Origin of the sequence: Flavobacterium sp. RNTU_13 (genome assembly GCF_046614455.1) — a bacterium.
Classification (GTDB): Bacteria; Bacteroidota; Bacteroidia; order Flavobacteriales; family Flavobacteriaceae; genus Flavobacterium.
The window spans coordinates 209,533-233,551 of record NZ_JBKJHB010000003.1 but is presented as its reverse complement, the minus strand read 5'-3'; the positions used below and the strand labels follow the sequence as shown (position 1 = coordinate 233,551).

Sequence of the window (24,019 nt, the reverse complement as noted above, 5' to 3'; positions counted from 1 at the left end):
AAAAAAGCTAACCTTATGGGCTAGCTTTTAAAAAAGATACTTTATAAATATTTTTTAGTACTCAAAAGTTCCGAACTCACTTTTTATAGTAAGTTTTTTAGTTTGGCTTTCCTCTACCCTGCCTACAATACGCGCTTCTATATTAAACGACTCGCTGATAGAAATAATGTCTTGTGCAAGATGCTCAGGTACATACAACTCCATCCTGTGTCCGCAGTTAAATACCTGGTACATTTCTTTCCACTCTGTATTGCTTTGCTGTTGTATTAACTTAAACAATGGCGGTACAGGAAAAAGATTATCTTTTATAACATGTACATTATCTACAAAATGTAGCACTTTGGTTTGGGCTCCTCCGCTACAGTGCACCATACCATGTATGTCTGCAGGGGTATATGTATCAAGAATTTTCCTGATTACAGGTGCATATGTCCTTGTTGGCGAAAGTACCAGCTTTCCTGCATCCAGCGGACTATCTTCTACAGCATCTGTAAGCTGTGTTTGGCCTGAGTAAACAAGCTCTTGGGGTACGGAATTATCAAAACTTTCGGGGTATTTAGCAGCAAGATACTTATTAAAAACATCATGCCTTGCCGAAGTAAGGCCGTTACTGCCCATGCCTCCGTTGTATTCTTTTTCGTAAGATGCCTGCCCGTATGAAGCAAGCCCTACAATTACATCTCCCGCTTTAATATTAGAATTATCTATAACACTGCTTCGTTTAACACGTGCCGTAACGGTACTGTCTACAATAATGGTGCGTACTAGGTCGCCCACGTCTGCGGTTTCGCCTCCGGTAGAATGTATCGTAACACCAAAACTTTTAAGCTCTTCAATAAGTTCCTCGGTTCCGTTTATAATAGCCGAAATAACTTCGCCCGGAATCAGGTTTTTATTCCTCCCAATGGTGGAAGACAGCATAATGTTAGTAGTAGCCCCTACACAAAGTAAATCATCTACATTCATAATAAGTGCATCCTGGGCAATACCCTTCCATACGCTTATGTCTCCGGTTTCCTTCCAATACATGTATGCCAGCGATGACTTGGTGCCCGCGCCATCGGCATGCATTATTAAACAATAGTCTTCATCTCCGGTAAGGTAATCAGGAACAATTTTACAAAATGCTTTAGGGAATAACCCCTTATCTATGTTTTTTATCGCATTATGTACATCTTCTTTAGATGCAGATACGCCACGTAGACTGTAACGTTTGCTGTTTTCTGAGCTCATTAAACTGTAGTTAGTGTTGTTTGGCAAAGATAAGTTTTAATTAACAATACTAAAATCCAAAAATGGTTTTTGTAGCAAAAACAAATGCTTTAGATATTAAGTAAAAGACCTAAAACTGCTACATTTACGAAACAAAATCAATATGTATGCCCGTAGCAGTACCAGAAAAGAGACCAAAATTAAACCGGGAACAACTGATGCAACTTATAGCGCCGCTACAATTTGATGCATCTGTGTACCCTTTGTTTATTGTTGGGATTCGTGGGTATTACCGAAATACATTAGGTAAACCAAGGGTAAATGACCGTGGTATTTATGACGACGCTATTTTTCTGGTTTCGCCGCGTGTTTTTAAATCGTTCAATGCGAACACTGATCCATCTGTTTATCGTGTTCAAACCAACAGCAAAAAAGGCATAGCTACCCTTATGCCCGGTGTTTACTACTGTTACAGGTTTTCAATCCATAAAGGAAAAACGGCCTACCCGGCAATTTGCCAGCGCATGGGTCCTGTAAATATTACCAGAGACGGTTTAAATAAAGTGTTTAAAGGTGACTTCGGTATAAATATCCATAAAGGCGGGTACAATTCTACTTCTAGCGAAGGGTGCCAAACGATATTTCCGGCTCAATGGGACGAATTTTATAACCTGGCTAAAAGCGAGGCTGAAAATTTATATGCCGGTAAGTGGAAAACAAAGATTATTCCTTACATCCTAATACAAAACACAGGGCAAATATAAGCATTTGATGTTTTCACAAAATGTTAACCCTAATGCATAATGGTTTTGAGTACATTTAAAGTACAAAAATAAACAGCATGAATACGGATAAACAAATTTCTGCGGACGATAATATGAATAATCAGGCGCATTACAGCAAAAACGGAACTGTAACACGAGAAGATGATTGCGATAAAAACAAGCCGGACGAAGACTGGGATGCCGAAAAAAGCAGAACCGGCCGCCACAAATAGCTATCTAATACATTTGGGACAAAGTGTAGCAAATAGACTCCCACGATGCGTTGCCTTCGTCTTTGCCCAACCGCACTATAATAACATTGTCTTTAGGAGCTACGTAAATGAATTGGCCCAATATACCTGTAGCGGTATAGTTTCCGCCTGGCTCTAACCACCACTGGTATTTATAGTACGACACACCGCCATTTGCAGTATCTGGCGTGGTAGACAATTCTACCCACTCTTTGCTAACTATTTGCTTACCATTCCAGTTGCCTTTGTTAAGATATAAACGGCCGATTTTAGCAAAATCCCTTGCCCGTGCGTTAATACAACAAAATGTTTTTTCGAGACCGTCTTTTCTATCGAGGCTCCAGGTAGCATCATACTCCATACCTAAAGGTTTCCATAGTTTCTCCTCCAAATATTCAGTTACGCTTCTACCCTTTAGCGCTCTTTCTAATACTAAACCAAGCATTTGAGTATCACCACTGCTGTAACTAAAAACGGTGCCGGGTTTGTGTACCAACTTACGTTTATAAATTGCTTTCTTTAAATTACGTCCATAATAATAATTTGCAGCATCGCCAAACGGGTTTACATAACTCTCATTGTAGGCTATACCGCTAGTCATTTGCAATAAATGCTTTATAGTCACCTTATCCATACCTTCCGCTTTAAGCTCCGGAATGTAATTAATAACCGGCTCTTCAACAGACTGTATAAGCCTGTCATCTAGCGCACAACCTATTAATATTGACGTAACCGACTTAGCCATTGAAAACGACGCTACAACCGATTGCTCATTGTACCCGCTAAAGTACTTTTCGCACATAAGGCTGTCGTTTTTAATTACTAAAAAAGCAACAGTTTTATTATCCTTAAGATAATTTTCAAAGTTATACTCCTTTCCTTTAACGGTTAGTTTTTTAGGTACCTTGGCATTTTTAGCGTCGGTAAATGTAAACTTAACCGAATCTGCATGAGCCGTGCGGTACGGGAATATTTTATAATCAGTGATGTTAGCAAAGTTATAATAGGCAAACCTTCCTATTTTACATGAAACAGATACACAAGCTATAAGGGTAATTACAATAAAATAACAGGCTACTCTTTTATACATAAACATATTCGTTGATTGGAAAGCTCAAATGTATACAAAAGCAGTTTTTAAACACAATAAAAATTCATGAAATGCGCTTAATTGTTGGTCTAACACGCCACATTGGCAAAATTTTTGTTATTTTGTAGATACACACTGATTAACCGATTATTGAATGAAATATCTCATAATATTATTATTTACTCTTTTTAGCACAGCTGCTTACTCTCAAAAAGATACGGGGGCTAAAGGAGGTATTGCCATACCCCGGGATAAAAAACCCGATACTACGGTAAAACCATCGCTCACTACTGTAAGCCCTGATGTAGAAAATCCGTTTAAACTAAAACCGGATAAAAAAAATCCATCTTATATGCCTGCATTTACCATAGGCAAAAAGAAAGAGGAGTTTAGCATGACGCAGCAGGAAAACTTTATAGACCGGTCTAAAGAATTTGCAGACAGAACTACTGTAAAGCCACGTGGAGAATCTGCTGCAGAGTTTAAGGGAAATCAGGACTTTGGCGAAATACGTACAAAGTCTGAATTTGTTGATATTATGGCGGCCGACTTTGGTGCTGAGGATGGAGACATTGTAAGGGTTTTAGTAAACGGCCAGGTAGTTATACCTGAATTTACACTGTATAACACCTATAAGCCGCTTCATATAAGGCTTGATCCTGGATTTAATAACATAGAATTTGAAGCAATGAACCAGGGAACAAGCGGACCTAATACCGCACTGTTCATTATATACGACAACAACGGTAAGATGTTGATGAAAGAAGAATGGGGCTTGTGTACCGGATTTAAAGGAAGGGTTATGGTTTTTAGGGAGTAGCAAAAAAGGCTATTTAATATACCCTTCTGTATAAATCAGCATCCCAGTTTTTAAGCATCCAAGAGGTAATTTCTAATTTACTCTTAATGTTTATTGGCACATGATTATATAAAAGCTCCTCTGCTCTTGTAAAAGAATTAGCACTGCTTAGGTTGTGTTTTTTAAAAAAGTCGTTTATAAACTGTAGCACCTGCTGACCATTAGACCGATCCAGGTATTTTCCGTTAACGCTACCCGAACGACTCATTTCCCAACGGTAGCCGTATTTAAGATGCTTTCTCTCAAAAGATTTGGTGGTACAGATTGATATTTCCATGGTTGGTTAGTTTTTTTGGGAGATAAATTATACTTTATATGTAGCTTCAAGCCAGTTTTTCACATCGGCACATGTACGAGCGGTGTATGGAAGCCTGGTTTTAATATGCGTACAAAGCCTATTGAAAGTAATATCAGAATTCCACATTTTCTCCTGCATATAACGTGCTACAAAACTTTCGACCTCTACATTATCCTGCCACCTAAATACAGCGGTCGCATTCGCGCTTTCATTCAGTGATTTGGTGTTACCATTCCACAAATTCTTAATGTTTAGTATAAATAGCGTTACCATACTTTCTGAATTTTTACGTTGAACTTAATATTTCAAAATTCGAAAAACTTTATTGTACTGGTAAGCGTACTTTTACCTGAATTGAAACAATACGTAAATTTACACACGCAAAAAAAATCCCCTCATAATTTCTTATGAAGGGATTGTAAACAATTTAGTAAGATGAAATCAATTTGTATAGCGCTCGTTTAGCTCTTCAAAGTCTTCGTCGTCAGAAGATATGGACTGGTTTTGGTCTTCGTCTAAATCAAGATTATCCTCCAGGATATCGTCATCCTGGTTAAACGCATCACTTTCCAGGCTGTTTCCTCCCTCTTCATTCCAAGTTCCCTCGTCATCGCTGGTGTTGTACTCGCGCGTATCTGAGTTACTGGTAGGGTTGGTATCTTTTGTATAGGATACACCTGGCTGCTCCAGTGCCAAATATTTGTCGGTTTCGTCTGAAGGATTAGTACCTCTGTTAGGTACATCAGCATCACTCCCAGATACATTACTCTTTTCTTTTGGGTTATTTTCTCTCTCTTTCATAGCGTGATTTTTAATGTTTTTAGAAGAAAATAATAGAACGGATATCGTTTAAGTTAAGCAACTTAAGGTTTGTCTTAATCAGATTTTTTAGCAACTGTCCGCAACAAACCTCGCCTACCTCGTTTACATTATTTTTCTCAATTTCATTTGCGGCCTTTTCATAGGAAATGGCTGCCGGGTCTACACCCGATCTGTTGGTAGTAATTATACGTTCCATAATAAGCACTTTAGAGGTTATCTTGTGTGTAATAACATTTCCTAAGTTACTAACATATTTTGTATAAAATCAAAAAATCCTGATAAATAATCAGGATTTAACATATTATATAATTTCTTACAAAAATTCTTATAAAGTATTCATTTAATCAAATTCAAACTCTTTCCCGTCTTCGGCAAGTTCGGTATTTTTAAACACAGTCATCGCTTCTTCCCTAAATAGTTCAATACTATCATAGCGGGTAGAATAATGCCCAAGTATTAAGGTTCCGGCGTTTGCTTTTAACGCTATGTGCGCGGCTTGGCGCGCAGTGCTGTGCATAGTGGGCTCACAATAACGTTCTTCGCTATCCAAAAAAGTACTCTCATGGTACAAAACGTCAACATCTTTTATTATTGGAACTATACTTTCTATATACATTGTATCACTGCAAAACGCGTAGCTTTTTGGCGCCTGCGGATCAAACGTAAGGAGTTCATTATCAATTACTCGACCATCTTCAAGGGTAATATCTTTACCTGACTTTATATTCTGATAATAGCAGGTTTCAATTTCGTAGTCGTTAACTGCATCAATATTCAATTTTCGTTCTGCAGGTTTTTCCTTAAACAAATAACCGTTAGCGTACACCCTGTGTTTAAGCGGTATGGTGGTTACTGTAACCTTATCATCTTCATAAATTAATTCAGACGAAGCAGATGTAAGCTCACGAAAAATAATATTGTAGCTGGTCCAGGAGTTAGTAAGTTTAAGCTGGGTTAAGATAAGTTCTTTTATCCCCTTTGGACCGAAAATAGTAAGGTCGTTCTTTCTGCCAAGTAAAGCAAACGTAGATATAAGACCTATAAGCCCATAAACGTGATCGCCATGCAAGTGCGAAATAAACACCTGATTTATTTTACCAAACTTTATTTTGTGCTTACGGAGCTGCACTTGAGTCCCTTCACCGCAGTCTATAAGGTACATGCGGTTTCTCATTTCAAGTACTTGTGCAGTAGGATTAGTTAACGTACGCGGTGTAGCCGCATAGCAACCTAATATGGTTAATTTCATTACAATAATCGGAATTTATACGTATTTGCAGCATTACCTGCAAAGCCGCACAAGTTACGAAATAAGCGTTTAGTAATTTGCCATAAAAATACTAAAATCCTAAATCGCGTTCTATTTCCTCCATTTCTATAATGTCGAACGCTTCCTGTAAGGTAGGTACTATTACAAGCTCTTCGGGATTTTCTTCGTCATCATAATCAAATCCGTTAACTACCAAAACAAATGATTTTTTTGACGCGCGATGTTTATTAGAAATTTCTAAGTAAGGCAGTAAAGTTTCTATGGATAAATCAGCCTGGTTGCTTAGGTTTATTATAATGTTCTTATCGTTTAAAGCAGCATATTCATTAACAACCTCATGCAAAAACTCAGAAGCATTTGCAGCTGTGTCCTCTAAAATAATCGTATTGCCTTTAACTTCTGAATTCATTTATATAACGGGTTAATTAATGTACTGTTATTGCTTTATTTTACTGGCCAATAGGTAAATCACAGCCATACGCACCGCAACACCATTTTCTACCTGATCTAAAATCACAGATTGCTGCGAGTCGGCTACATCACTGGTTATTTCTACCCCACGGTTTATAGGACCAGGGTGCATAATTATAATTTCTTTATCAAGCGAATCTAAAAACGCCTTGTCTACACCATATTGCTGAGAATACTCTCGCGTCGACGGGAAATAATTAACATCAAGTCGCTCATTTTGTACACGCAGCATGTTTGCTACATCGGCCCATTCCATTGCTTTCCTAAGGTTTGGTTCTACCGTAACGCCAAGGGATTCTACATAACGAGGGATAAGTGTTTTAGGCCCACAAACTTTAACCTCGGCTCCCTGCATCTGAAGTGCAAAGATGTTAGAAAGCGCCACCCTGCTGTGCAATATGTCGCCTACTATAACCACTTTTTTACCTTCAACACCTCCTAAGCGTTCGCGAATGGTATACGAGTCCAGCAATGCCTGTGTAGGATGTTCGTGAGCACCATCGCCTGCGTTTATAATACTTGCGCCAACATGCTTAGATAAAAAGTGGGCTGCTCCAGGTTTTTCATGACGCATAACCACCATATCTACTTTCATGCTAAGTATGTTGTTCACGGTATCTATAAGAGTTTCTCCTTTTTTAACGGAAGACTGTGCCGCACTAAAGCTAATAACATCGGCACTTAGGCGCTTTTGAGCCAATTCAAAAGAAAGCTTAGTGCGGGTACTGTTTTCAAAGAAAATATTGGCTATGGTAATATCCCTAAGCGAAGGCACTTTTTTTATAGGCCTGTTAATTACCTCTTTAAACTGGTCTGCGGTTTCAAAAATAAGGTCGATATCATTTTTATTGATATACTTTATTCCTAATAAATGATTAACGCTAAGTTCTTTCATCTTGTGTGTTGTGTGTTGTGTGGTGTTTGTGCGTGTGTGGTGTTAAACGATGTAAACAGAATCCTCCCCTTCGTTTTCCTTCCAGGAAACCCTTACCTTTTCATTATTTATGGCGTCTACCTGCCTTCCCCTGTAATCAGGCTGTATAGGAAGATGCCTGCTAAAACGGCGGTCTATTAAAACCAGTAATTCTATTTCGCTTGGTCGGCCAAAAGACTGTATTGCCGTTAAGGCAGATCTTATGCTCCTGCCTGTATACAACACGTCGTCTATGAAAATTACCTTTTTGTTCTCTACAATGAAGTCAATCTCAGTTTTATTAGCCTCCAAAGGTTTATCGCCTCTGCGAAAATCATCCCGAAAGAATGTTATATCCAACAAACCTAATTTAATTTGCGGTACATTATATTCATTCTCAAGGATATGCTTAATTCTGCGGGCCACAAAGCTACCACGGGGTTGTATACCAATAAGTACAGTTTCAGAAAAATCAAGATGTTTTTCTATAAGCTGACAGGCCAAACGATGCAATATTATATCTACTTCTCGAGCGGTAAGCAATATTTTATGGCTCATAGTGCGGTGTTGTGTTTCGATGGTAAAATTAGTCAAAAAAAACAGCCACTCAAAATTATAATAGACTGTATTTAAAGAGAGCTAAAATGACTTAATACAAAATATTAATTTTTAGCCAATTAGTCGATTGTTAACACAACTTAGCTTACAATAAGATTAATTTTAAAACTCAATAACCTAAAAACAAAAAAATGAAAAACAAAGCCATCAAACTGTTGTCATTAGTAGCTATTGCACAGTTATTTACAGGATGCGAAGCCATAGAAGCTATATTTAAAGCAGGTATGGGAGTAGGAATTTTTATAGTTATAGCTGTAGTTGTGCTTATAGTGTGGATTATAAGCCGCATGCGTAAGTAGTAAATAAAAAAGGTGTAAACAGCCAAGTCCGTTTACACCTTTTTTTTCTAACTCCTAACGTCAATAACCGTTAAGCTGGCTTGGCATTTTTTAGTACCGCTATAACCTCACTGGCTTTGCTAAGCTGCGCATACTTTAACGCCGTATTTCCTCGGTCGTCTTTAATCTCCGGTCTGGCACCGTTTTGTAAAAGATAACTAACAATCTCTACCTTATTGTAGCGCGCAGCTATCATAAGTGGTGTAAGCCCATTAGATAGTTCGTTAACATCGCAGCCGTATTCTACAAACTTTTTAACCGTATCAAAGTCGCCTTTCATAATGGCAACTACAAGCGGTGTCCTACCTTCGTAATCAACACTGGTAATTACGGATGAACTAATCTTTTGAGTCTGTTTTGCAAAAGTTGCCTGAGAAAATACCAGTAGTGCCACGCCTACATAAATGATCGTTTTTTTCATGATGATGATTATTTTGATGATTGAAATTATTTAACGTAACGGTTGATTAGGCCGTTTAAAATAATAGACGACAAGTTTTAAGATTTGTTACAGTCGCGTGTAATTTTTTTCAAAAAAAAAACCTGCTACAAAAATGTAACAGGTTTCTATAAACTAAGATTGTTGTAAATTATTCTTCGGTAGGAGCTGCAGTTTCCTCAGCAACTACTGATTCTTCAGCAGAAGAAACAAACCCTTTGGCTTGTAACATATTATACCAGTTAAGAATTTTTTTAATGTCAGACACATATACACGGTCTTCATCAAAATCCGGCAAAACAGCACGGAAATAGTCAATAAGAGCCTTGTTATCTTCTTTGTGAGATAAAGCAGGGCCATCATTCTCTTTCTTTGCAATGTTTACAAAAACTTCAGAAAGGCGTGTTTCGCCATCATACGTGTAAACAGATATTTCTGAAAGCAGGCTTACATTACTCCTAAGACCTACCGATACTTTTTTACCATCAGTTAAAGACTCTGCAAGAAAACCGGTGCGGGTTTGCAGCTTAAGCTCATAAAGGCCCGGCTTGCCCGAAATAGCTAATATTTTTTCAATACTCATTATGCTGTATGTTTTTATCCTGTTTTTTTAAGGAAGGCAAATATCTAATGTTTGATTTTAAAAACAAAAATTATCGTCCTTTTTTAGCAATAAATTTCATTTTGTAATCAGGCCTGGTTTTACCCTCCATAATATTTTGAAGCTTTTTATTTATCAAACGCTTTTTTAACGAAGATATTCTGTCTGTAAATAAAATTCCTTCAATATGGTCATACTCGTGTTGTATAACCCTGGCTATTAAACCATCATAAACATCAGTGTGCTTGTTAAAGTTTTCATCAAAGTATTCTATAGTGATTTTTTCGTGCCTGTATACGTCTTCACGAACCTCCGGTATACTTAAACAGCCTTCATTAAAGCCCCACTCCTCTCCTTCTTCTTTAAGGATAACCGGGTTTATAAATGCCTTTTTAAATGTAGACAATTGTTTTTGTTCTTCCTCGCTCAGCTCATCGTCTTCGCCAAAAGGCGCTGTATCTACTATAAATAAACGCACTGCGAGGCCTACCTGCGGCGCAGCCAGGCCTACCCCGTGTGCATTATACATGGTGTCAAACATATCTGAAACCAGTTTTGCCAGTTCCGGATAGTCTTGTGGTATATCTTCACCTTTTTTTCTTAGTACGGGGTCTCCGTATGCTATAATGGGTAGTATCATTTCTGTGTTAGTGTTATGCTTTGTGTTTGAGACACCGTTAATTTCGGCAAAAATAGTAAATAATGCTGACTTTACCACACAGCGTAAAATGCTAATTTTTTGTGAGAATTTGCCCTATGATTTATAAACCGCTGCGGCATTGCTTACCTTTGCAGCTACACTAATAAGCATGATACAACGCGTAAGGCTATTTACAGAAAACACTTATTTTACCCGTGCACTAATTGTTACAGTAGCCGCAGCTCTGCCTGTGCTAATTTTAAACAAATTAGGTCATTTCGATGCTGGCTTTACCATAGCCTTGGGTGCTTTTTTAACCTACCCCGCAGATATACCCAGCAACCTATGGCACCGTACGCGCGGGTTGTTTTCTGCTGCCGTTATCATATCTGGTAGTACGTTGCTGGTCAACTTACTACACCCTTTTCCTTGGGCGTTTTACCCTTTACTTACTCTATTGGTGTTTTTACTGTCTATGATTTCGGTATACGGGCAGCGCGCCAATATGATTTCGTTTTCGGGACTACTGGCTATTGCCTTAGGAACCGGGCACATACATACCGGTACAGATATTTTTATGTATTCTGCACTTTTGTTTACAGGTTCGTTCGTATATATGGTGCTGTCGCTAACGTTTAACTACTTAAACCCGCACCGATACACTGAATTACAAATTGCAGACTGCCTGAAGCTTACAGCAAAGTACATGAAACTTCGCGGTGATTTATGGGATGCGGGCGCTAATCGCGAAGCTATTACAAACAAACAGCTCAATTTACAGGTAGAGATAAACACAACGCATGATAACCTTCGTGAAATTTTATTACGTACACGTAGTAATGCGGGCAGCAGTAATCGCAGCCGAAAAATGCTTATGGTGTTTGTGTCGTTAATGGAAATATTAGAGCTTGCACTTTCCACTTCGTTTGACCACAATAAACTGCATGAAATATTCGGTGCCCATTCCAGGGTTTTAGCTACGTATCAAACCCTTGCTTACAACCTTGCCGCTACCTTAAAAAAGCTTGGTAAAAGCCTTGAAGACCATAAAGTGTACAGCCCAAAACACAATCTTACCGAAAATATTCATGCATTGGAAAAAGTAATTAATGAGTACGAACAAGAGGTAGGAAAAGAGGATGCAGCAGAAGGTGTATGGATGCTTTTAAACATGTTGCACTATGCGGAAAAGCAGGTAGAGAAGATAAAACTCATAGAGCGTGCCCTTCACCCAGAAACCGTTTTTAAGGAATTACCTGAAGGTCGCAGGAAAGACCTTCAAAAATTCCTTACACCGGAAGATTATCCGTGGAGGTTGCTTAAAGATAACCTGAGTTTTTCCAGTACTATCTTCAGGCATTCATTACGGTTAACCATAACCATTGCCATAGGTTTCATCGCCGGAAATATATTTCCGCTGCAAAACTTTTACTGGATACTCCTTACCATTGTTGTAATAATGAGGCCCGGGTATGGACTTACAAAACAACGGTCTTACCAAAGGATATTAGGTACCGTACTGGGTGGGATTGTAGCCTTTGCCCTGCTCCACTTTATATCTCACCCGGTAATTATAGGTACGCTCGTAATAGTATGTATGCTGCTTGGTTTTACATTTACAGCAATAAATTACAGCGTAGGAGCCACATTTGTAACCATGTACGTTATTTTTTTGTACTCACTACTTACGCCTGACATTGGCGCTGTAATACAATTCCGCTTTTTAGACACCGCGATTGGCGCAGCACTGGCATTTGTGGCAAATTATTTTTTCTGGCCGTCGTGGGAGTTTTTAAATATGCCACAATACATAAAAAAAGCTATAGAAGCTAACCGGGATTATCTTCAGGAAATTTCCAGCTATTATAACAATAAAGGAGAGGTTACTACAGGTTACCGGCTTGCCCGAAAAAATGCGTTTGTAGCCTTAGGTAATCTTATGTCGTCTTACCAACGAATGACACAAGAGCCTAAAAGCAAGCAAAAACAACAGCAGCAGGTTTATAAAATAGCCGTGCTGAACCATACCCTACTTTCATCACTTGCGTCTGTAGGAACATACATACAGTCACATAAAACAACTAAGGCAAGCGAAGCATTTAACGCGGTGGTAAATACGGTTACAAAAAACCTGGAACAGGCAGCCGTATTAATGACACTTGAAGCAAACGCCGCAGAAGCTGCAATACAGCAAAACGAAGAGTTGGCCATGCGCTTTACCGAGCTTAAAAATATACGCGCCAGGGAACTACGGGAACTGGAGCTTGAAGACGAACAGGAGTTTAAGCTAAGAATGGAAGAAGCACAACTGGTTATAGAACAGCTGGTATGGCTTAACAGCCTTAGCGAACGTATTCTTAAAGCGGTACGTAAGCTTGAGTTAAACCGTTAAAGTTAACGAAGAATTCAAATATTTAAACATAAAAAAGCCCGGCATTGCCGGGCTTCTAATCTATAAGAAAGTTACGCTTTAGCCGAAACTTTTTTACTTAACTCATCTGAAATAGCAGAACGCTCAAATTTAAGTTTACCTGCCATAGTTTCTATAACCACCGTTTCTTCAGTAAGCTCGGCAAGCCTACCGTGTATCCCACTTTTGGTAATTACCTTATCGCCTACTTTAAGAGCGTTGTTAAATTCTTTTTCTTGTTTAATCTTTTTTTGCTGAGGCCTTATCATAAGGAAGTACATAACCACCACAATGACAAGCATAGGAGCAAATGACACAAATTGTTCCATTGTATAGTATTAAATTTATTTTTTAGTGAGCCGGCATACCAATACCCGCGCTTTCAATATTTGCTTTAAAAGATACCTGTTCTGTGCCCTTCTCTGTGTTTAGGGTAAGGGTAACAGTTTTACTTACATCGCCGCTTTTTCCTGTAGAATCAAACACCACATGAACCTCACCAGTTTTACCCGGAGACACAGGCTCTTTAGTATAATCAGGTACGGTACATCCACAACTTGCCTTAGCATCTGTTATTAAAAGATCTGCAGTACCTGTATTAGTAAATTTATAGGTATACTCTACTTTTTCACCTGCCTTGATTTTACCAAAATCATGCTCGGTAGTTTCAAATTTTATAACTGGCAGTTTACCTGAATTTGCATGTGCAAGCTCGGCTTTTTTTGCTGTAGTGTCATCAATGGTAAGTGCTGCATTTTCCTTTTTGCAAGAAACTAAAAGTAAAGATGACATAACAATAATTTGTATCGACTGTTTTATCATAATATATAGCTTTAACAGGTTATTATTTTACATTAATCCCCTACCGGTTTTCATCATTTTTTTAGACTCCTGGTACTCTTTAATAAGGTTATCCAGGATACCGTTGATAAAAATACTACTTTTTGGTGTACTGTATTCCTTAGCTATCTCCAAATACTCGTTAATAGTAACTTTCGCCGGTATAGAAGGAAACTTAAGAAACTCACATATTGCCATCTTAAGAATGATAGAATCTAATTCGGCTATACGCTCTGCATCCCAGTTAGGGGTTTTATCAATAAACTCTTTAGCAAGTTCGTTGTTATTGAGTACCGTTTTACGGAATAAATCCCTTGCGTAATCTTTATCATCAAGATCTTTATACAACCTTGGTATTAAAAGAAACTCTCTTCCTTCCTGTGGTGGAGTAAGAGATTTTAGCTGTTTGCTGATTGCCGTGTTTACCAGCGGAATATCATCTACCCAGGTTAACTTATAATCCTCAAGATATTCGTACAGCTTTTCGTTTGGAGCTATTACTTCATCAAAAAGAGCCGCCACAAAATCACGATCTTCATTAAAAGTACTGGTACGTGTAGCCATGTAGTTTTTATATAGCTCACTTTCCTTTACCGCCTCAAGCAATAGTAATATGTAATCGTCATTGTTTTTCCAGTTATACACCTTTCGGTCTTCAAGGGCTATACTAAGCGCATTGCTTTCATACAACTGTTTAAGTACAATATTGTTTACAAACTTTTTGTTGGGATTACGCTCCTCTGGCGTGGCAATGTGTTTTTTCTGGATTTTTTCCAAATAATCTTCTTCAGCATTTCGTAGCTCCATAAGAGCCGAAATCATAATGAGGTAGAGGTCCCGAATGTTATCAATACTCTGAAATAAGAATTTCTCTTCCTTGTCCAGGTTATCTGAACCATTTTGAAGCATCGCATAAATGCTCTGCATTACTTTAACACGAATATGTCTCCTGTTTAACATCCGGATATAAGAACTTTAAATTATTACGGGACGAAAGTCTCCTTTCGTCCCGCAAAATTAAAAATAATATCTTTTTCAGCTAATTATTTAGCAAATTCTTTTTTTCGGTCATCTATACGGCGCTGTGCAATTTGCATAGCCGCCTGATGCGTTGTAATATTATGGGTTTCAGCTTCGTGGAATATTTCAAGTGTGGTGTTGTAAATATTCTCGGTCCTTCTTAATGCTTCGTCTTTACCGTATCCGGCAATTTCTCCGTAAACGTTAATGATACCGCCTGCGTTAATAAGGAAATCCGGTGCGTAAGCAATACCACGCTCCTGTAGTATTTTACCGTGAATACCTTCTACAGCAAGCTGGTTGTTAGCAGCACCAGCAATAACTTTTGCGTTTATAACATTTACAGTAGCATCATTAATTGTAGCACCAAGCGCACATGGAGCATAAATATCTACGTTTGCACCGTAAAGATCTTCGCCTGTAAATATAGTAGCACCATATTTAGCAGAAACAGCATCAAGCCTGTCCTGGTTAATATCTGTAATAAACACTTCAGCACCCTCTTTTGTAAGGTAGCTTATCAGTGTTTCACCCACGTGGCCAGTACCTTGTACCAAAACTTTTTTACCTGCCAGTACATCTGTACCAAACTGGTATTTGGCAGCAGCTTTCATACCCATATAAACTCCATATGCAGTTACCGGACTAGGATTACCTGATCCTCCCCTACTTTCAGATATACCTGTTACGTGAGGGGTTACATCTCTGATCAGATCCATATCGGGAGTGGTTGTGCCCACATCTTCTGCTGTAATATATTTTCCACTAAGTGTGTCTACAAACTGACCAAAACGTGTAATAAGTTCAGGAGTTTTATCTGCAGCGGCGTTACCTATTATAACGGCTTTACCACCGCCCAGGTTCAGGCCAGATATAGCCGACTTGTACGTCATACCCCTAGATAACCTAAGCACATCGTTAAGCGCTTCCCATTCGTTAGCATATTTCCACATACGGGTACCTCCAAGAGCCGGACCCAAAACTGTGTTATGGATACCAATTATTGCTTTTAAACCAGTATCTTTGTCATGGCAGAAAACTACCTGTTCATGATCATTGAATGAAGGCTGACCGAATACCGGATCTACCTTAGCAAGCTCATTGGCCTTAACAACTTCTGCTATCATCTGAAAGTGTATTTAGTTTTAAAAAAATTAAAAAGCTGAAAACAAATTTACGAATTTTGTATTACAAATGTGTTTTAAAACGGTTTTTTTGTGTAATTTACAATTTAAAGTCAAATTTCTACACATAGTATAAAATTGAATTATTTTATTTTTTAACATTTTCTTAAAGGCATTTTATAGCTTTACAAAATAGTAATGAAAGAATTACAATACCTAAACAAATACTTTGCTAAATATAAATTTCAATTTCTTTTAGGAATTTTAATTACCATAATAGCGCAAATATTTTCGCAGTTCACTCCAGTGTTTGTAGGAGACGCTGTAACCGCAATAGAAATGTACACTAAAGGGCAATGGGGCGCCGAAAAAGTACAAACAGAACTGATACATGCCATTTTGATTATACTAGGCTCTACTATGCTGGCGGGGGTACTGACCTTCTTTATGAGGCAAACGCTTATAGTAATGTCCAGACATATAGAGTTTGATCTTAAAAACGAAATATTCAGGCATTACGAGCGTCTTCCGCAGAGTTTTTACAAACAGCATCGCACAGGCGACCTTATGAACCGCATAAGCGAAGACGTTAATAAGGTAAGGCAATACGTAGGGCCGGCAATTATGTATTCACTTAACACGGTTATCGGCTTTGTTGTTATCCTTACCCAAATGATAATGATTTCTCCCAGCCTTACCCTATACACCGTATTGCCATTGCCACTATTAGCCTATAGCATTTTTTGGGTAAGCCGCGAAATAAACAAGCGTAGTGCCCTTACACAACAAAACCTGTCGCAACTCGCCACATATTCTCAGGAAATATTTTCCGGTATCCGCATCATCAAAGCCTACGCACTGGAAGACCAAAAGGAAGCCGGTTTTGTAGAACTTTCACGCGAAAGCAAAGCGAAAAACATGAGCCTTGCCTGGGTAAATGCCATGTTTGGCCCCCTAATGGTGCTGCTTATAGGCATTAGCAACTTGCTGGTAATATTTGTGGGAGGCATGATGTACATTAACGGTACGGTAAAGAACATGGGAACCCTTGCCGAATTTATTCTTTGTATAAACCGCCTAACCTGGCCTGTAGCTTCGTTAGGATGGATATCGAGCATGATACAGGAAGCGGAAGTTTCGCAAAAAAGGATAAATGAATTCCTTAAAACGGAACCCGAAATTAAAAACACCGTAAAGGAGAAAACTCCTGTACAAGGCAATATTACGTTTAACGGTGTTAGCTTTACTTATGAAGACACAGGTATTGAAGCACTTAAAAATGTTTCGTTCAGCATCAACAAAGGTGAAACACTAGCCATATTAGGTCGTACGGGAAGCGGAAAAAGCACCATACTATCATTAATATCAAGGCTTTACAATACCAATATCGGAGAAATATTAATAGATAACAAGCCAATAGAACAGCTTAACCTGCACGACCTAAGAGAACGTATCGGGGTAGTGCCGCAGGATGCCTTTTTGTTTAGCGACAGCATAAAAAACAATATAAAGTTTGGCAAAGAAGATGCTACTGATGATGAAATTAAAGACGCAGCCAAAATGGCCGCCGTACATCATAACATTAAAGGGTTTGCCAAGCAGTATGACACTGTTTTAGGTGAGCGTGGCATTACACTTTCGGGTGGGCAAAAACAAAGGGTTTCTATAGCAAGGGCATTAATAAAAGATGCTCCCGTACTGCTGCTGGACGACTGTCTGAGTGCTGTAGATACAGAAACAGAAGAAACTATACTGAACAACCTTAAGAAGTTTTGTAAAAATAAAACCACAATTATAGTAAGCCACAGGGTGTCATCGGCTAAAAATGCCGATAAAATCATTATTCTTGATGACGGTAAAATCGTAGAACAAGGCACTCACAATCAGCTAATAGCCCACAACGGTTACTACAAAGAATTGTATATGTTGCAACTGTCCGAAAAAGAATTATAATAATTGTTGGATTATTAAGATTTTTTTTAGATTTTTGGGATACGCATAAACCAAAAACTAAATCAAAAGGATTATGAGAGAAAATGACATGCTGGAAAAGGAAGAAATTTTTTCGAAGGTATTAAGAGCCGGAAGAAGAACGTACTTCTTTGATGTAAGGGCGACTAAAGCAGACGATTACTACATCACTATAACAGAAAGTAAGAAGTTTACTGAAGAGGACGGTTCATTTCACTTTAAAAAACATAAAATTTACCTATACAAAGAAGACTTTGCTGCATTTAGGGAAATTTTAGACGAAATGACAGAGTTTGTACTGAATACAAAAGGTGAAGAAGTAATTTCAGAAAGGCACCAAAAAGACTTTCGTAAATACTTTTCAGAAGAGACTGAACTGGAATCTGTTACAGAAAGTTTTACAGATTTAAGTTTTGAAGACATATAGCTGGGTACTCCCTTACAGGGGGTATTTTTTTTAGCTGATAGTTATAAAAAAACCATCTGCATATGCAGATGGTTTTTTTATGTTTATAGTATACAAACCACTACCTCAAAGTGAAGCTTGAGTTTGAAACCAAAGTCCCTTTATCAAAAACATTAACCTGGTAAAGCCCTTTTTCAAAGTCTTGTCCCATTAGGCTCTGTTTTACATCCATAGTTTTATTCTCATATTTTGCCGTAGTAACAAAACTATACGTTAATGTTTGTCCGTCAAAACTTTCTACTTTCTTATCACCTATAACATTATTCTTAGGATCAATAACCTGAACATAATATGTTTTGTCACCGGCAATCGCAACTTCGTTACCTGCAATGGTAAAAGCAATATCTATCTGGTCTACTCTCCTAGCCTTATCTGTCTCAATTAACTTACCGGAACTACGCTTTTTAAACGTTTTTGTGGTAAGGTTAGTTATGGTAAGTTTTTGGGCTTTTTCTACTTTCTGGCTCAGGTTACTGTTTTGTGCAGTAAGTGTGTCGTTATAACGCTTGCTTTCTGTAAGCGCGCTACGGGTACTGTCGCGTTGCGTGGTAAGTACACCGTTTTCTTCTTTAAGCTTATTATTCTCAGCAATCAGCGCATCGTGCTCACGTTTCAGTTTTACGTATAACGTTTTAAACTTAGCCATAGAGGCGGCGTTACCATCTGATTTTTCCACTTTAGCAATAAGTTCTACAATTTTAGCCCTTTCCGCCTCAAGATCACCTTTAAGGCCGGTATTTTCTTCAATAGCCTGATCGTAGCTTTCTTTTTGAGCTTTAAGATCTGCAAGTAACTGATCCTTTTCTGACATCAGTTTAACTTCTTTTGTTTTGCTCTCGGTGCTCATTTTGTACATCCACCCAAGGCTACCTGCCAAAAGTAAAGAAAGTACAATAATAACTACCTTTAGGCTAGAGTTGTTCTGTTGTTTTTCCATCTTTTATACTATATTATTTTTTTCAAATTTAATTATTATTTGACACCTTAGTGGGCTTTTAACGAAAAATTACAGAAAAGTGTTAACTTTGACCCAACAAAATTACCATGAAAAATATCGTACTTTTTACCCCTGCAGACCTGCTTAAATACACCAAGCAGCGTAGTGGCGAAATTAAATTTGGCGAACGTATAATTACTGTTCCTAAAGATGCGGACCCGTTTGAATTTATAAAAAGTTCTGAAGCAGGATTTGTTTTACTGGGTATTCCGGAAGATATAGGTATACGCGCAAATCATGGTAAAGCCGGCGCTGCAAAGGCATGGGTACATTCGCTAAAAAGCATTTGTAATATGCAGCACAACCGCTTTTGCAAAGGAAGTAGCCTTATTGTGCTGGGTCACCTTGATGTGACCGAACTGATGGAACAGGCAGCACAATTAACCAATACGGATAACGAAGGCAGAAGAGCACTCTCTGCACTGGTAGAAAAACTAGACAAGGATGTTTCTCACGTCATCTGCAGGATTATTCAGGCAGGCAAAATCCCTATTGTTATAGGCGGCGGACACAACAATGCTTACGGCAATATTAAAGGTGCGGCACTGGCAAAAGGAAAGCCTTTAAGCGCCATAAATTATGATAGCCGCGCCAGGCTCAGGATGCTTGAAGGCAGGCATAGTGGAAATGGTTTCAGCTATGCATTTGAAGAAGGTTTTTTAAAGAACTACTTTATATTTGGGCTACACGAGAGTTATGCAAATAAAGGCATACTGGAAACGGTTAAAAAATATAACGATCGTATTCGCTACAATACTTACGAGCAAATCGCAGTAAGAAAGGAAAAACACTTTACCCAGGAACTGGCGCTTGTAAAAGGTTTTGTTACAGATGACCCGTTTGGGTTAGAGATAGATATGTCTGCCCTGCCCCATTTCCCTACAGATACCATGAGTGCTAGCGGTTTTAGCATAGAGAAAGCCAGGCATTTTGTACACTTCTTCGGGCAACTGAAAAACGTTACCTACTTTCATATTTGCGAGGCTGCCCCTGAACTGGAATGTGAAAACTACACCCATCTTACCGGGAAAGTTATTGCGGCACTGATCTCTGATTTTATAAAGTCGAAAAGTCTCTTAGCGAATAATTTGGTATAACTGAAACATAAACCTTAAACATACAAATGCCTCTGCATAATTTTGCAGAGGCATTTGTATTTTAAGTATCCTGACAAATGGATTAAGATACAAAATAAAAAAGCCCCAGCATCTTACGATGTGGGGCTTACCCGCGGAGAAAGAGGGATTCGAACCCCCGGACCTGTTACAGTCAACGGTTTTCAAGACCGCCGCATTCGACCACTCTGCCATTTCTCCAGTAAAACGCATTCATTACCTGATTGCGAGTGCAAATATAGTAAGGTTTTTCAGTTATACAAGCGCATTATAAACAAAAATGGTTAAGTTTTATGTTAGTAAAACTTAACCATTTTATAATCTGAAACTTAAAAAAAATATTTTTTTTCTAAAAGTTCACATATTCTGTAATTTCAAGGCCATAGCCTATAATGCCTACACGCTTGCCATGTTCAGAATTTGTCAGCAAACGAATTTTGCTCACATCAAGGTCGTGTAATATCTGCGCACCAATACCAAAATCCTTAACATCCATTTTGGGCTGTGGAGCCTTTAATTCACCTTTCTGTTGTAACAACTTTAATTCACTTATACGGTTAAGCAAATGTGCAGGTTCAGTATCCTGGTTAATAAATAATATGGCACCTTTACCCTCTTCATTTATTTTCCTGAACATATTATCCAGTTTGGTATCTGCATTATTAGTGAGCGTTCCCAGCAAGTCGTTATTTATCTGGGTACTGTTTATGCGGGTTAGCACAGCATCGCCATTGTTCCAGCTACCCTTTGTAAGTGCTATATGGATTTGCTTGTTTGTTGTTTGCTCATAAGCCCTTAACCTGAATGAGCCAAAGCGCGTTTCCACCTGAAAATCTTCTTTCTTTTTTATCAGGCTGTCATGCTGCATACGGTAGGCTACCAACGCTTCTATAGAAATCAGTTTTAAATCAAATTTCTTGGCAACCTCCACCAACTGAGGCAAACGCGCCATAGAACCATCTTCATTCAAAATTTCTACCAATATACCTGCAGGTCTAAGCCCTGCCAAACGGGCAAGGTCTATAGAGGCCTCTGTATGGCCCGTACGCCTTAGCACGCCACCTTCTTTTGCTCTTAGAGGAAAAATATGGCCCGGTCGGCCTAAATCATGTGGCTTAGTGTTTTCGTCGACTAATGACATTATGGTTTTAGCCCTGTCGTGCACAGAAATACCTGTAGTACATCCGTGACCTATAAGGTCTATAGATACCGTAAACGCCGTTTGATGTAGCACTGTGTTATTGGTAACCATAGGGTGAAGATCTAACTCATCGCAACGTGCTTCAGTAAGCGGTGCGCATATAAGTCCGCGACCGTGGGTAGCCATAAAATTAATCATCTCCGGCGTCACCATTTCGGCTGCAGCAATAAAATCGCCTTCATTTTCACGATCCTCATCATCTACCACTATTACTACTTTACCCAGGCGTATATCTTCTATAGCCTCTTCAATAGTATTTAGTGTAAAGATTTTGTCTGTTGTTGTAGTTGTCATAGTTAGTGTTTACTGTGGTAATGGGTTACAGCATTTTTAATAGCTGCCTTGTTAATAAAGAATACAATAAAATAAACCGGAGCTAGCAATAATACTGCCAGGAATGGTAGGCCCATTTTTTTACCGGTTATTTTCCTAATGTCTGCAAAACACCTTCCCGAGCTGATTACAAAAGCAAACAACCCTATTAGTACTGCAATTTCAGGAATTAGCAATACTGGCTTAGTCTTCAGTTTAAATGCTAAAATTATGGCAGTAATATTTAGCACAATTGCAGCTATAGAGTGCACCTTAAACCGGTCGGCAAGTATTTCAATATTAAGATAATCCAAATCATATAGATTACCTTGCTCCATAAGAACCTCTTGGTTTATGCCTCTGTTATCAAGTGTCTTAATTATTTTTTTACGGTAAATTTCGGTACTGCCGCGCTGTTTCGACTCTCTTAATAATAAAATAAGCGAATCATTATCCATTTCCTGTAAAGCAAACCATTCATCATCCTGTACCGGTGTAAATGCAGCAATATTAACCGTGGGCTGCAATACTTTCTTCCTTTTGCTAAACAGTTTTGTAAACGGAACAGTAAGCCAATCCATATCTATAGAAAGGTTCATATCGTTTGTAGCCCTATAAGTAAATAAAATGGCAAACGGCGTTAATACAAACGATGACATCCATGAACCGGCAAATGGCGGAATACCATTTTCCTGGGCCACTTTTTTACCAAATGTGTTTATAAAGTGGAATATAATAAAAATCAACACGGCAAATACTATTGGAAGCCCTAGTCCGCCTTTACGTATTATAGCCCCAAGCGGCGCACCTATAAAAAACATCATAAGGCATGCATAGGCTATTACAAACTTATCGTAAAGCGCAATCCAGTGTCCGTTGATGTTTTTAATTTTTTCTTCGAGAGCAGTTTTACCCGATGTTACTACATACTCGGTACTGCCTTCGTTATTAATAGCTAAATCCAGCACCCTGGCTTTCTCTTCCTTGTTTAGTACAGAAAGTAAATCTGCCGGGAACACTTCTTTAACCGCCTTCTTTGTACTATCGGCAGGAGTAGAGAATTTTGGCGGCTTTACAAAAATACTTGTAGGCCTCACTACAAGGTTATCTGCGGTACTTTTTAATTCTTTATTATAATTTTTTTGAAGTGAATCCAGTGTAAAGTTTAGTTCCTTTACGTTAAGCATATTATTAGTATGAACAACCTGGTCGTCCTCGGATCCTGTGTTATTTAATGCTGTAAGATCTATGTTCATTAACTGCCTGGAAAATTTACTTTTCAAAAAAGGCATCTTGTTCATAGTAGCCTGATCTTTAGCATCCAGCTGTTCATAATAATAGCCATCATATAACTCTAATTGCAGTAGATTACTCTTTTCGCTACTTTTAAGCAATCCTGATTTTGCTTTAATAACAGTAACATTTCCCGTAACGGACTTTCGTTTGTGTATCGTTACTCCTGAGAGTTTCTCACCGTTTTCACCATCTTTCTTATCTACCTTTATATTAAAGCTCCCTATACTATTAAACTGCCCGGCAATAATGGCCATAGCAGGTTTTTTCTGTACAATATTTTTTCGGAGATTGGTAAATTTAAACTGCGCTTGCGGAATTACATTGTTTGCAAAGAAAAACGCAACAATACTTAAAAGCACTATAAATATAGTAAGCGACCTCATAGAACGCCCCAGTGAAATCCCCGACGATTTCATGGCGGCAAACTCGTAATTCTCGGCAAAATTACCAAATGTCATTATGGAAGCCAGCAATATAGAAAGCGGTAATACCAGTGGTACTATGGTAGGCGAGTAAAACCCTAAGAATTTTACCACTATAAACAATTCAAGGTCTTTACCTGCAAGCTCGGCTATAAATAACCATATACCCTGTAATATAAAGATAAAGAACAGGATAATGAATACAGATAAAAATGTTTTTATAAACGAGGTAAGTATGTATCGGTCAAGTATTTTCACC

General features: G+C 38.4%; 27 protein-coding genes, 1 tRNA gene and 1 pseudogene. 8 read left to right on the top strand and 21 right to left on the bottom strand.

Going from position 1 to position 24,019, the window contains the following annotated elements:
• Nucleotides 1-54: 54 nt before the first annotated feature.
• On the bottom strand, nucleotides 55-1,233 hold the full coding sequence (locus ACLI08_RS09280; protein WP_411428206.1) for an AIR synthase related protein: 1,179 nt from the start codon (nucleotides 1,231-1,233) through the stop codon (nucleotides 55-57).
• Nucleotides 1,234-1,379: 146 nt separating this feature from the next.
• Here ACLI08_RS09280 and ACLI08_RS09275 point away from each other — a divergent pair, with 146 nt between their 5' ends.
• Complete coding sequence (locus ACLI08_RS09275) at nucleotides 1,380-1,976, top strand: hypothetical protein (protein WP_411428205.1); 597 nt, start codon at nucleotides 1,380-1,382, stop codon at nucleotides 1,974-1,976.
• A gap of 77 nt (nucleotides 1,977-2,053) precedes the next feature.
• A complete protein-coding gene (locus ACLI08_RS09270; protein ID WP_411428204.1) occupies nucleotides 2,054-2,209 on the top strand; it encodes a hypothetical protein in 156 nt (51 codons plus the stop codon).
• 4 nt (nucleotides 2,210-2,213) lie between these two features.
• Here the strand turns inward: ACLI08_RS09270 and ACLI08_RS09265 are convergent, their stop codons facing one another.
• The gene (locus ACLI08_RS09265; RefSeq protein WP_411428203.1) at nucleotides 2,214-3,317 is read right to left on the bottom strand and encodes a serine hydrolase domain-containing protein; all 1,104 of its coding nucleotides are present in this window, start codon (nucleotides 3,315-3,317) and stop codon (nucleotides 2,214-2,216) included.
• 154 nt (nucleotides 3,318-3,471) lie between these two features.
• On the opposite strand from ACLI08_RS09265, the gene ACLI08_RS09260 reads away from it, so the two are divergent.
• Complete coding sequence (locus tag ACLI08_RS09260) at nucleotides 3,472-4,137, top strand: hypothetical protein (RefSeq protein ID WP_411428202.1); 666 nt, start codon at nucleotides 3,472-3,474, stop codon at nucleotides 4,135-4,137.
• A gap of 13 nt (nucleotides 4,138-4,150) precedes the next feature.
• On the opposite strand, the gene ACLI08_RS09255 is transcribed toward ACLI08_RS09260, so the two are convergent.
• The 8 genes from ACLI08_RS09255 to pyrR form a co-directional block, all read right to left on the bottom strand.
• Entirely contained in the window at nucleotides 4,151-4,453 is a 303-nt protein-coding gene (locus ACLI08_RS09255; protein WP_411428201.1) for a hypothetical protein, read from the bottom strand.
• 27 nt (nucleotides 4,454-4,480) lie between these two features.
• The gene (locus tag ACLI08_RS09250; RefSeq protein WP_411428200.1) at nucleotides 4,481-4,747 is read right to left on the bottom strand and encodes a hypothetical protein; all 267 of its coding nucleotides are present in this window, start codon (nucleotides 4,745-4,747) and stop codon (nucleotides 4,481-4,483) included.
• Between the two features lie 168 nt (nucleotides 4,748-4,915).
• Nucleotides 4,916-5,275 carry a hypothetical protein gene (locus tag ACLI08_RS09245; protein ID WP_411428199.1) on the bottom strand — a complete coding sequence of 120 codons (360 nt, stop codon included), beginning with the start codon at nucleotides 5,273-5,275 and terminating at the stop codon, nucleotides 4,916-4,918.
• A 19-nt stretch (nucleotides 5,276-5,294) separates the two neighbouring features.
• The gene (locus ACLI08_RS09240; RefSeq protein WP_411428198.1) at nucleotides 5,295-5,492 is read right to left on the bottom strand and encodes a hypothetical protein; all 198 of its coding nucleotides are present in this window, start codon (nucleotides 5,490-5,492) and stop codon (nucleotides 5,295-5,297) included.
• A gap of 144 nt (nucleotides 5,493-5,636) precedes the next feature.
• A complete protein-coding gene (locus tag ACLI08_RS09235) occupies nucleotides 5,637-6,545 on the bottom strand; it encodes a ribonuclease Z (RefSeq protein WP_411428197.1) in 909 nt (302 codons plus the stop codon).
• A 91-nt stretch (nucleotides 6,546-6,636) separates the two neighbouring features.
• Nucleotides 6,637-6,975: a ribonuclease Z gene (locus ACLI08_RS09230; RefSeq protein WP_411428196.1), complete on the bottom strand. Its 339-nt coding sequence runs from the start codon at nucleotides 6,973-6,975 to the stop codon at nucleotides 6,637-6,639.
• 27 nt (nucleotides 6,976-7,002) lie between these two features.
• Nucleotides 7,003-7,932: an aspartate carbamoyltransferase catalytic subunit gene (locus ACLI08_RS09225; protein WP_411428195.1), complete on the bottom strand. Its 930-nt coding sequence runs from the start codon at nucleotides 7,930-7,932 to the stop codon at nucleotides 7,003-7,005.
• A 42-nt stretch (nucleotides 7,933-7,974) separates the two neighbouring features.
• On the bottom strand, nucleotides 7,975-8,508 hold the full coding sequence (pyrR, locus tag ACLI08_RS09220; protein ID WP_411428194.1) for a bifunctional pyr operon transcriptional regulator/uracil phosphoribosyltransferase PyrR: 534 nt from the start codon (nucleotides 8,506-8,508) through the stop codon (nucleotides 7,975-7,977).
• A 191-nt stretch (nucleotides 8,509-8,699) separates the two neighbouring features.
• Here pyrR and ACLI08_RS09215 point away from each other — a divergent pair, with 191 nt between their 5' ends.
• The gene (locus ACLI08_RS09215) at nucleotides 8,700-8,867 is read left to right on the top strand and encodes a hypothetical protein (RefSeq protein ID WP_411428193.1); all 168 of its coding nucleotides are present in this window, start codon (nucleotides 8,700-8,702) and stop codon (nucleotides 8,865-8,867) included.
• Nucleotides 8,868-8,937: 70 nt separating this feature from the next.
• On the opposite strand, the gene ACLI08_RS09210 is transcribed toward ACLI08_RS09215, so the two are convergent.
• The 3 genes from ACLI08_RS09210 to def form a co-directional block, all read right to left on the bottom strand.
• Nucleotides 8,938-9,327, bottom strand: coding sequence for an ankyrin repeat domain-containing protein (locus ACLI08_RS09210; protein WP_411428192.1), 390 nt, complete (start codon nucleotides 9,325-9,327; stop codon nucleotides 8,938-8,940).
• Nucleotides 9,328-9,496: 169 nt separating this feature from the next.
• Nucleotides 9,497-9,928 (bottom strand): DUF5606 domain-containing protein, encoded by a 432-nt coding sequence (locus ACLI08_RS09205; protein WP_411428191.1) that lies wholly within the window; start codon nucleotides 9,926-9,928, stop codon nucleotides 9,497-9,499.
• Between the two features lie 70 nt (nucleotides 9,929-9,998).
• The gene (gene def / locus ACLI08_RS09200) at nucleotides 9,999-10,586 is read right to left on the bottom strand and encodes a peptide deformylase (protein ID WP_411428190.1); all 588 of its coding nucleotides are present in this window, start codon (nucleotides 10,584-10,586) and stop codon (nucleotides 9,999-10,001) included.
• Nucleotides 10,587-10,725: 139 nt separating this feature from the next.
• On the opposite strand from def, the gene ACLI08_RS09195 reads away from it, so the two are divergent.
• Complete coding sequence (locus ACLI08_RS09195; RefSeq protein ID WP_411428189.1) at nucleotides 10,726-12,978, top strand: FUSC family membrane protein; 2,253 nt, start codon at nucleotides 10,726-10,728, stop codon at nucleotides 12,976-12,978.
• Nucleotides 12,979-13,049: 71 nt separating this feature from the next.
• Here ACLI08_RS09195 and yajC read toward each other — a convergent pair whose 3' ends face one another.
• The 4 genes from yajC to ACLI08_RS09175 all read right to left on the bottom strand — a co-directional run bounded on the left by yajC (nucleotide 13,050) and on the right by ACLI08_RS09175 (nucleotide 15,983).
• Nucleotides 13,050-13,325 (bottom strand): preprotein translocase subunit YajC, encoded by a 276-nt coding sequence (gene yajC / locus ACLI08_RS09190; RefSeq protein WP_411428188.1) that lies wholly within the window; start codon nucleotides 13,323-13,325, stop codon nucleotides 13,050-13,052.
• 22 nt (nucleotides 13,326-13,347) lie between these two features.
• The gene (locus ACLI08_RS09185; protein WP_411428187.1) at nucleotides 13,348-13,788 is read right to left on the bottom strand and encodes a DUF1573 domain-containing protein; all 441 of its coding nucleotides are present in this window, start codon (nucleotides 13,786-13,788) and stop codon (nucleotides 13,348-13,350) included.
• 57 nt (nucleotides 13,789-13,845) lie between these two features.
• On the bottom strand, nucleotides 13,846-14,763 hold the full coding sequence (gene nusB, locus ACLI08_RS09180; protein WP_411428186.1) for a transcription antitermination factor NusB: 918 nt from the start codon (nucleotides 14,761-14,763) through the stop codon (nucleotides 13,846-13,848).
• 116 nt (nucleotides 14,764-14,879) lie between these two features.
• The gene (locus ACLI08_RS09175; RefSeq protein ID WP_411428185.1) at nucleotides 14,880-15,983 is read right to left on the bottom strand and encodes a Glu/Leu/Phe/Val dehydrogenase dimerization domain-containing protein; all 1,104 of its coding nucleotides are present in this window, start codon (nucleotides 15,981-15,983) and stop codon (nucleotides 14,880-14,882) included.
• A gap of 195 nt (nucleotides 15,984-16,178) precedes the next feature.
• On the opposite strand from ACLI08_RS09175, the gene ACLI08_RS09170 reads away from it, so the two are divergent.
• Both ACLI08_RS09170 and ACLI08_RS09165 read left to right on the top strand, forming a co-directional pair.
• Nucleotides 16,179-17,933, top strand: a complete 1,755-nt coding sequence (locus ACLI08_RS09170) for an ABC transporter ATP-binding protein (RefSeq protein ID WP_411428184.1) — start codon at nucleotides 16,179-16,181, stop codon at nucleotides 17,931-17,933.
• A gap of 73 nt (nucleotides 17,934-18,006) precedes the next feature.
• Nucleotides 18,007-18,378, top strand: coding sequence for a PUR family DNA/RNA-binding protein (locus tag ACLI08_RS09165; RefSeq protein WP_411428183.1), 372 nt, complete (start codon nucleotides 18,007-18,009; stop codon nucleotides 18,376-18,378).
• Nucleotides 18,379-18,478: 100 nt separating this feature from the next.
• On the opposite strand, the gene ACLI08_RS09160 is transcribed toward ACLI08_RS09165, so the two are convergent.
• Nucleotides 18,479-19,354: a hypothetical protein gene (locus ACLI08_RS09160; RefSeq protein WP_411428182.1), complete on the bottom strand. Its 876-nt coding sequence runs from the start codon at nucleotides 19,352-19,354 to the stop codon at nucleotides 18,479-18,481.
• Nucleotides 19,355-19,461: 107 nt separating this feature from the next.
• Here ACLI08_RS09160 and ACLI08_RS09155 point away from each other — a divergent pair, with 107 nt between their 5' ends.
• Nucleotides 19,462-20,511 carry a formimidoylglutamase gene (locus tag ACLI08_RS09155; RefSeq protein WP_411428181.1) on the top strand — a complete coding sequence of 350 codons (1,050 nt, stop codon included), beginning with the start codon at nucleotides 19,462-19,464 and terminating at the stop codon, nucleotides 20,509-20,511.
• Between the two features lie 134 nt (nucleotides 20,512-20,645).
• Here ACLI08_RS09155 and ACLI08_RS09150 read toward each other — a convergent pair.
• The 3 genes and pseudogenes from ACLI08_RS09150 to ACLI08_RS09140 form a co-directional block, all read right to left on the bottom strand.
• A tRNA-Ser gene (locus ACLI08_RS09150) sits at nucleotides 20,646-20,730 on the bottom strand.
• Nucleotides 20,731-20,878: 148 nt separating this feature from the next.
• Nucleotides 20,879-22,024: a 3,4-dihydroxy-2-butanone-4-phosphate synthase gene (gene ribB, locus ACLI08_RS09145; protein WP_411428180.1), complete on the bottom strand. Its 1,146-nt coding sequence runs from the start codon at nucleotides 22,022-22,024 to the stop codon at nucleotides 20,879-20,881.
• Nucleotides 22,025-22,572: 548 nt separating this feature from the next.
• Nucleotides 22,573-24,018 (bottom strand): annotated as a pseudogene (locus ACLI08_RS09140) (LptF/LptG family permease); the annotation flags it as partial.
• Nucleotide 24,019: the final 1 nt, after the last annotated feature.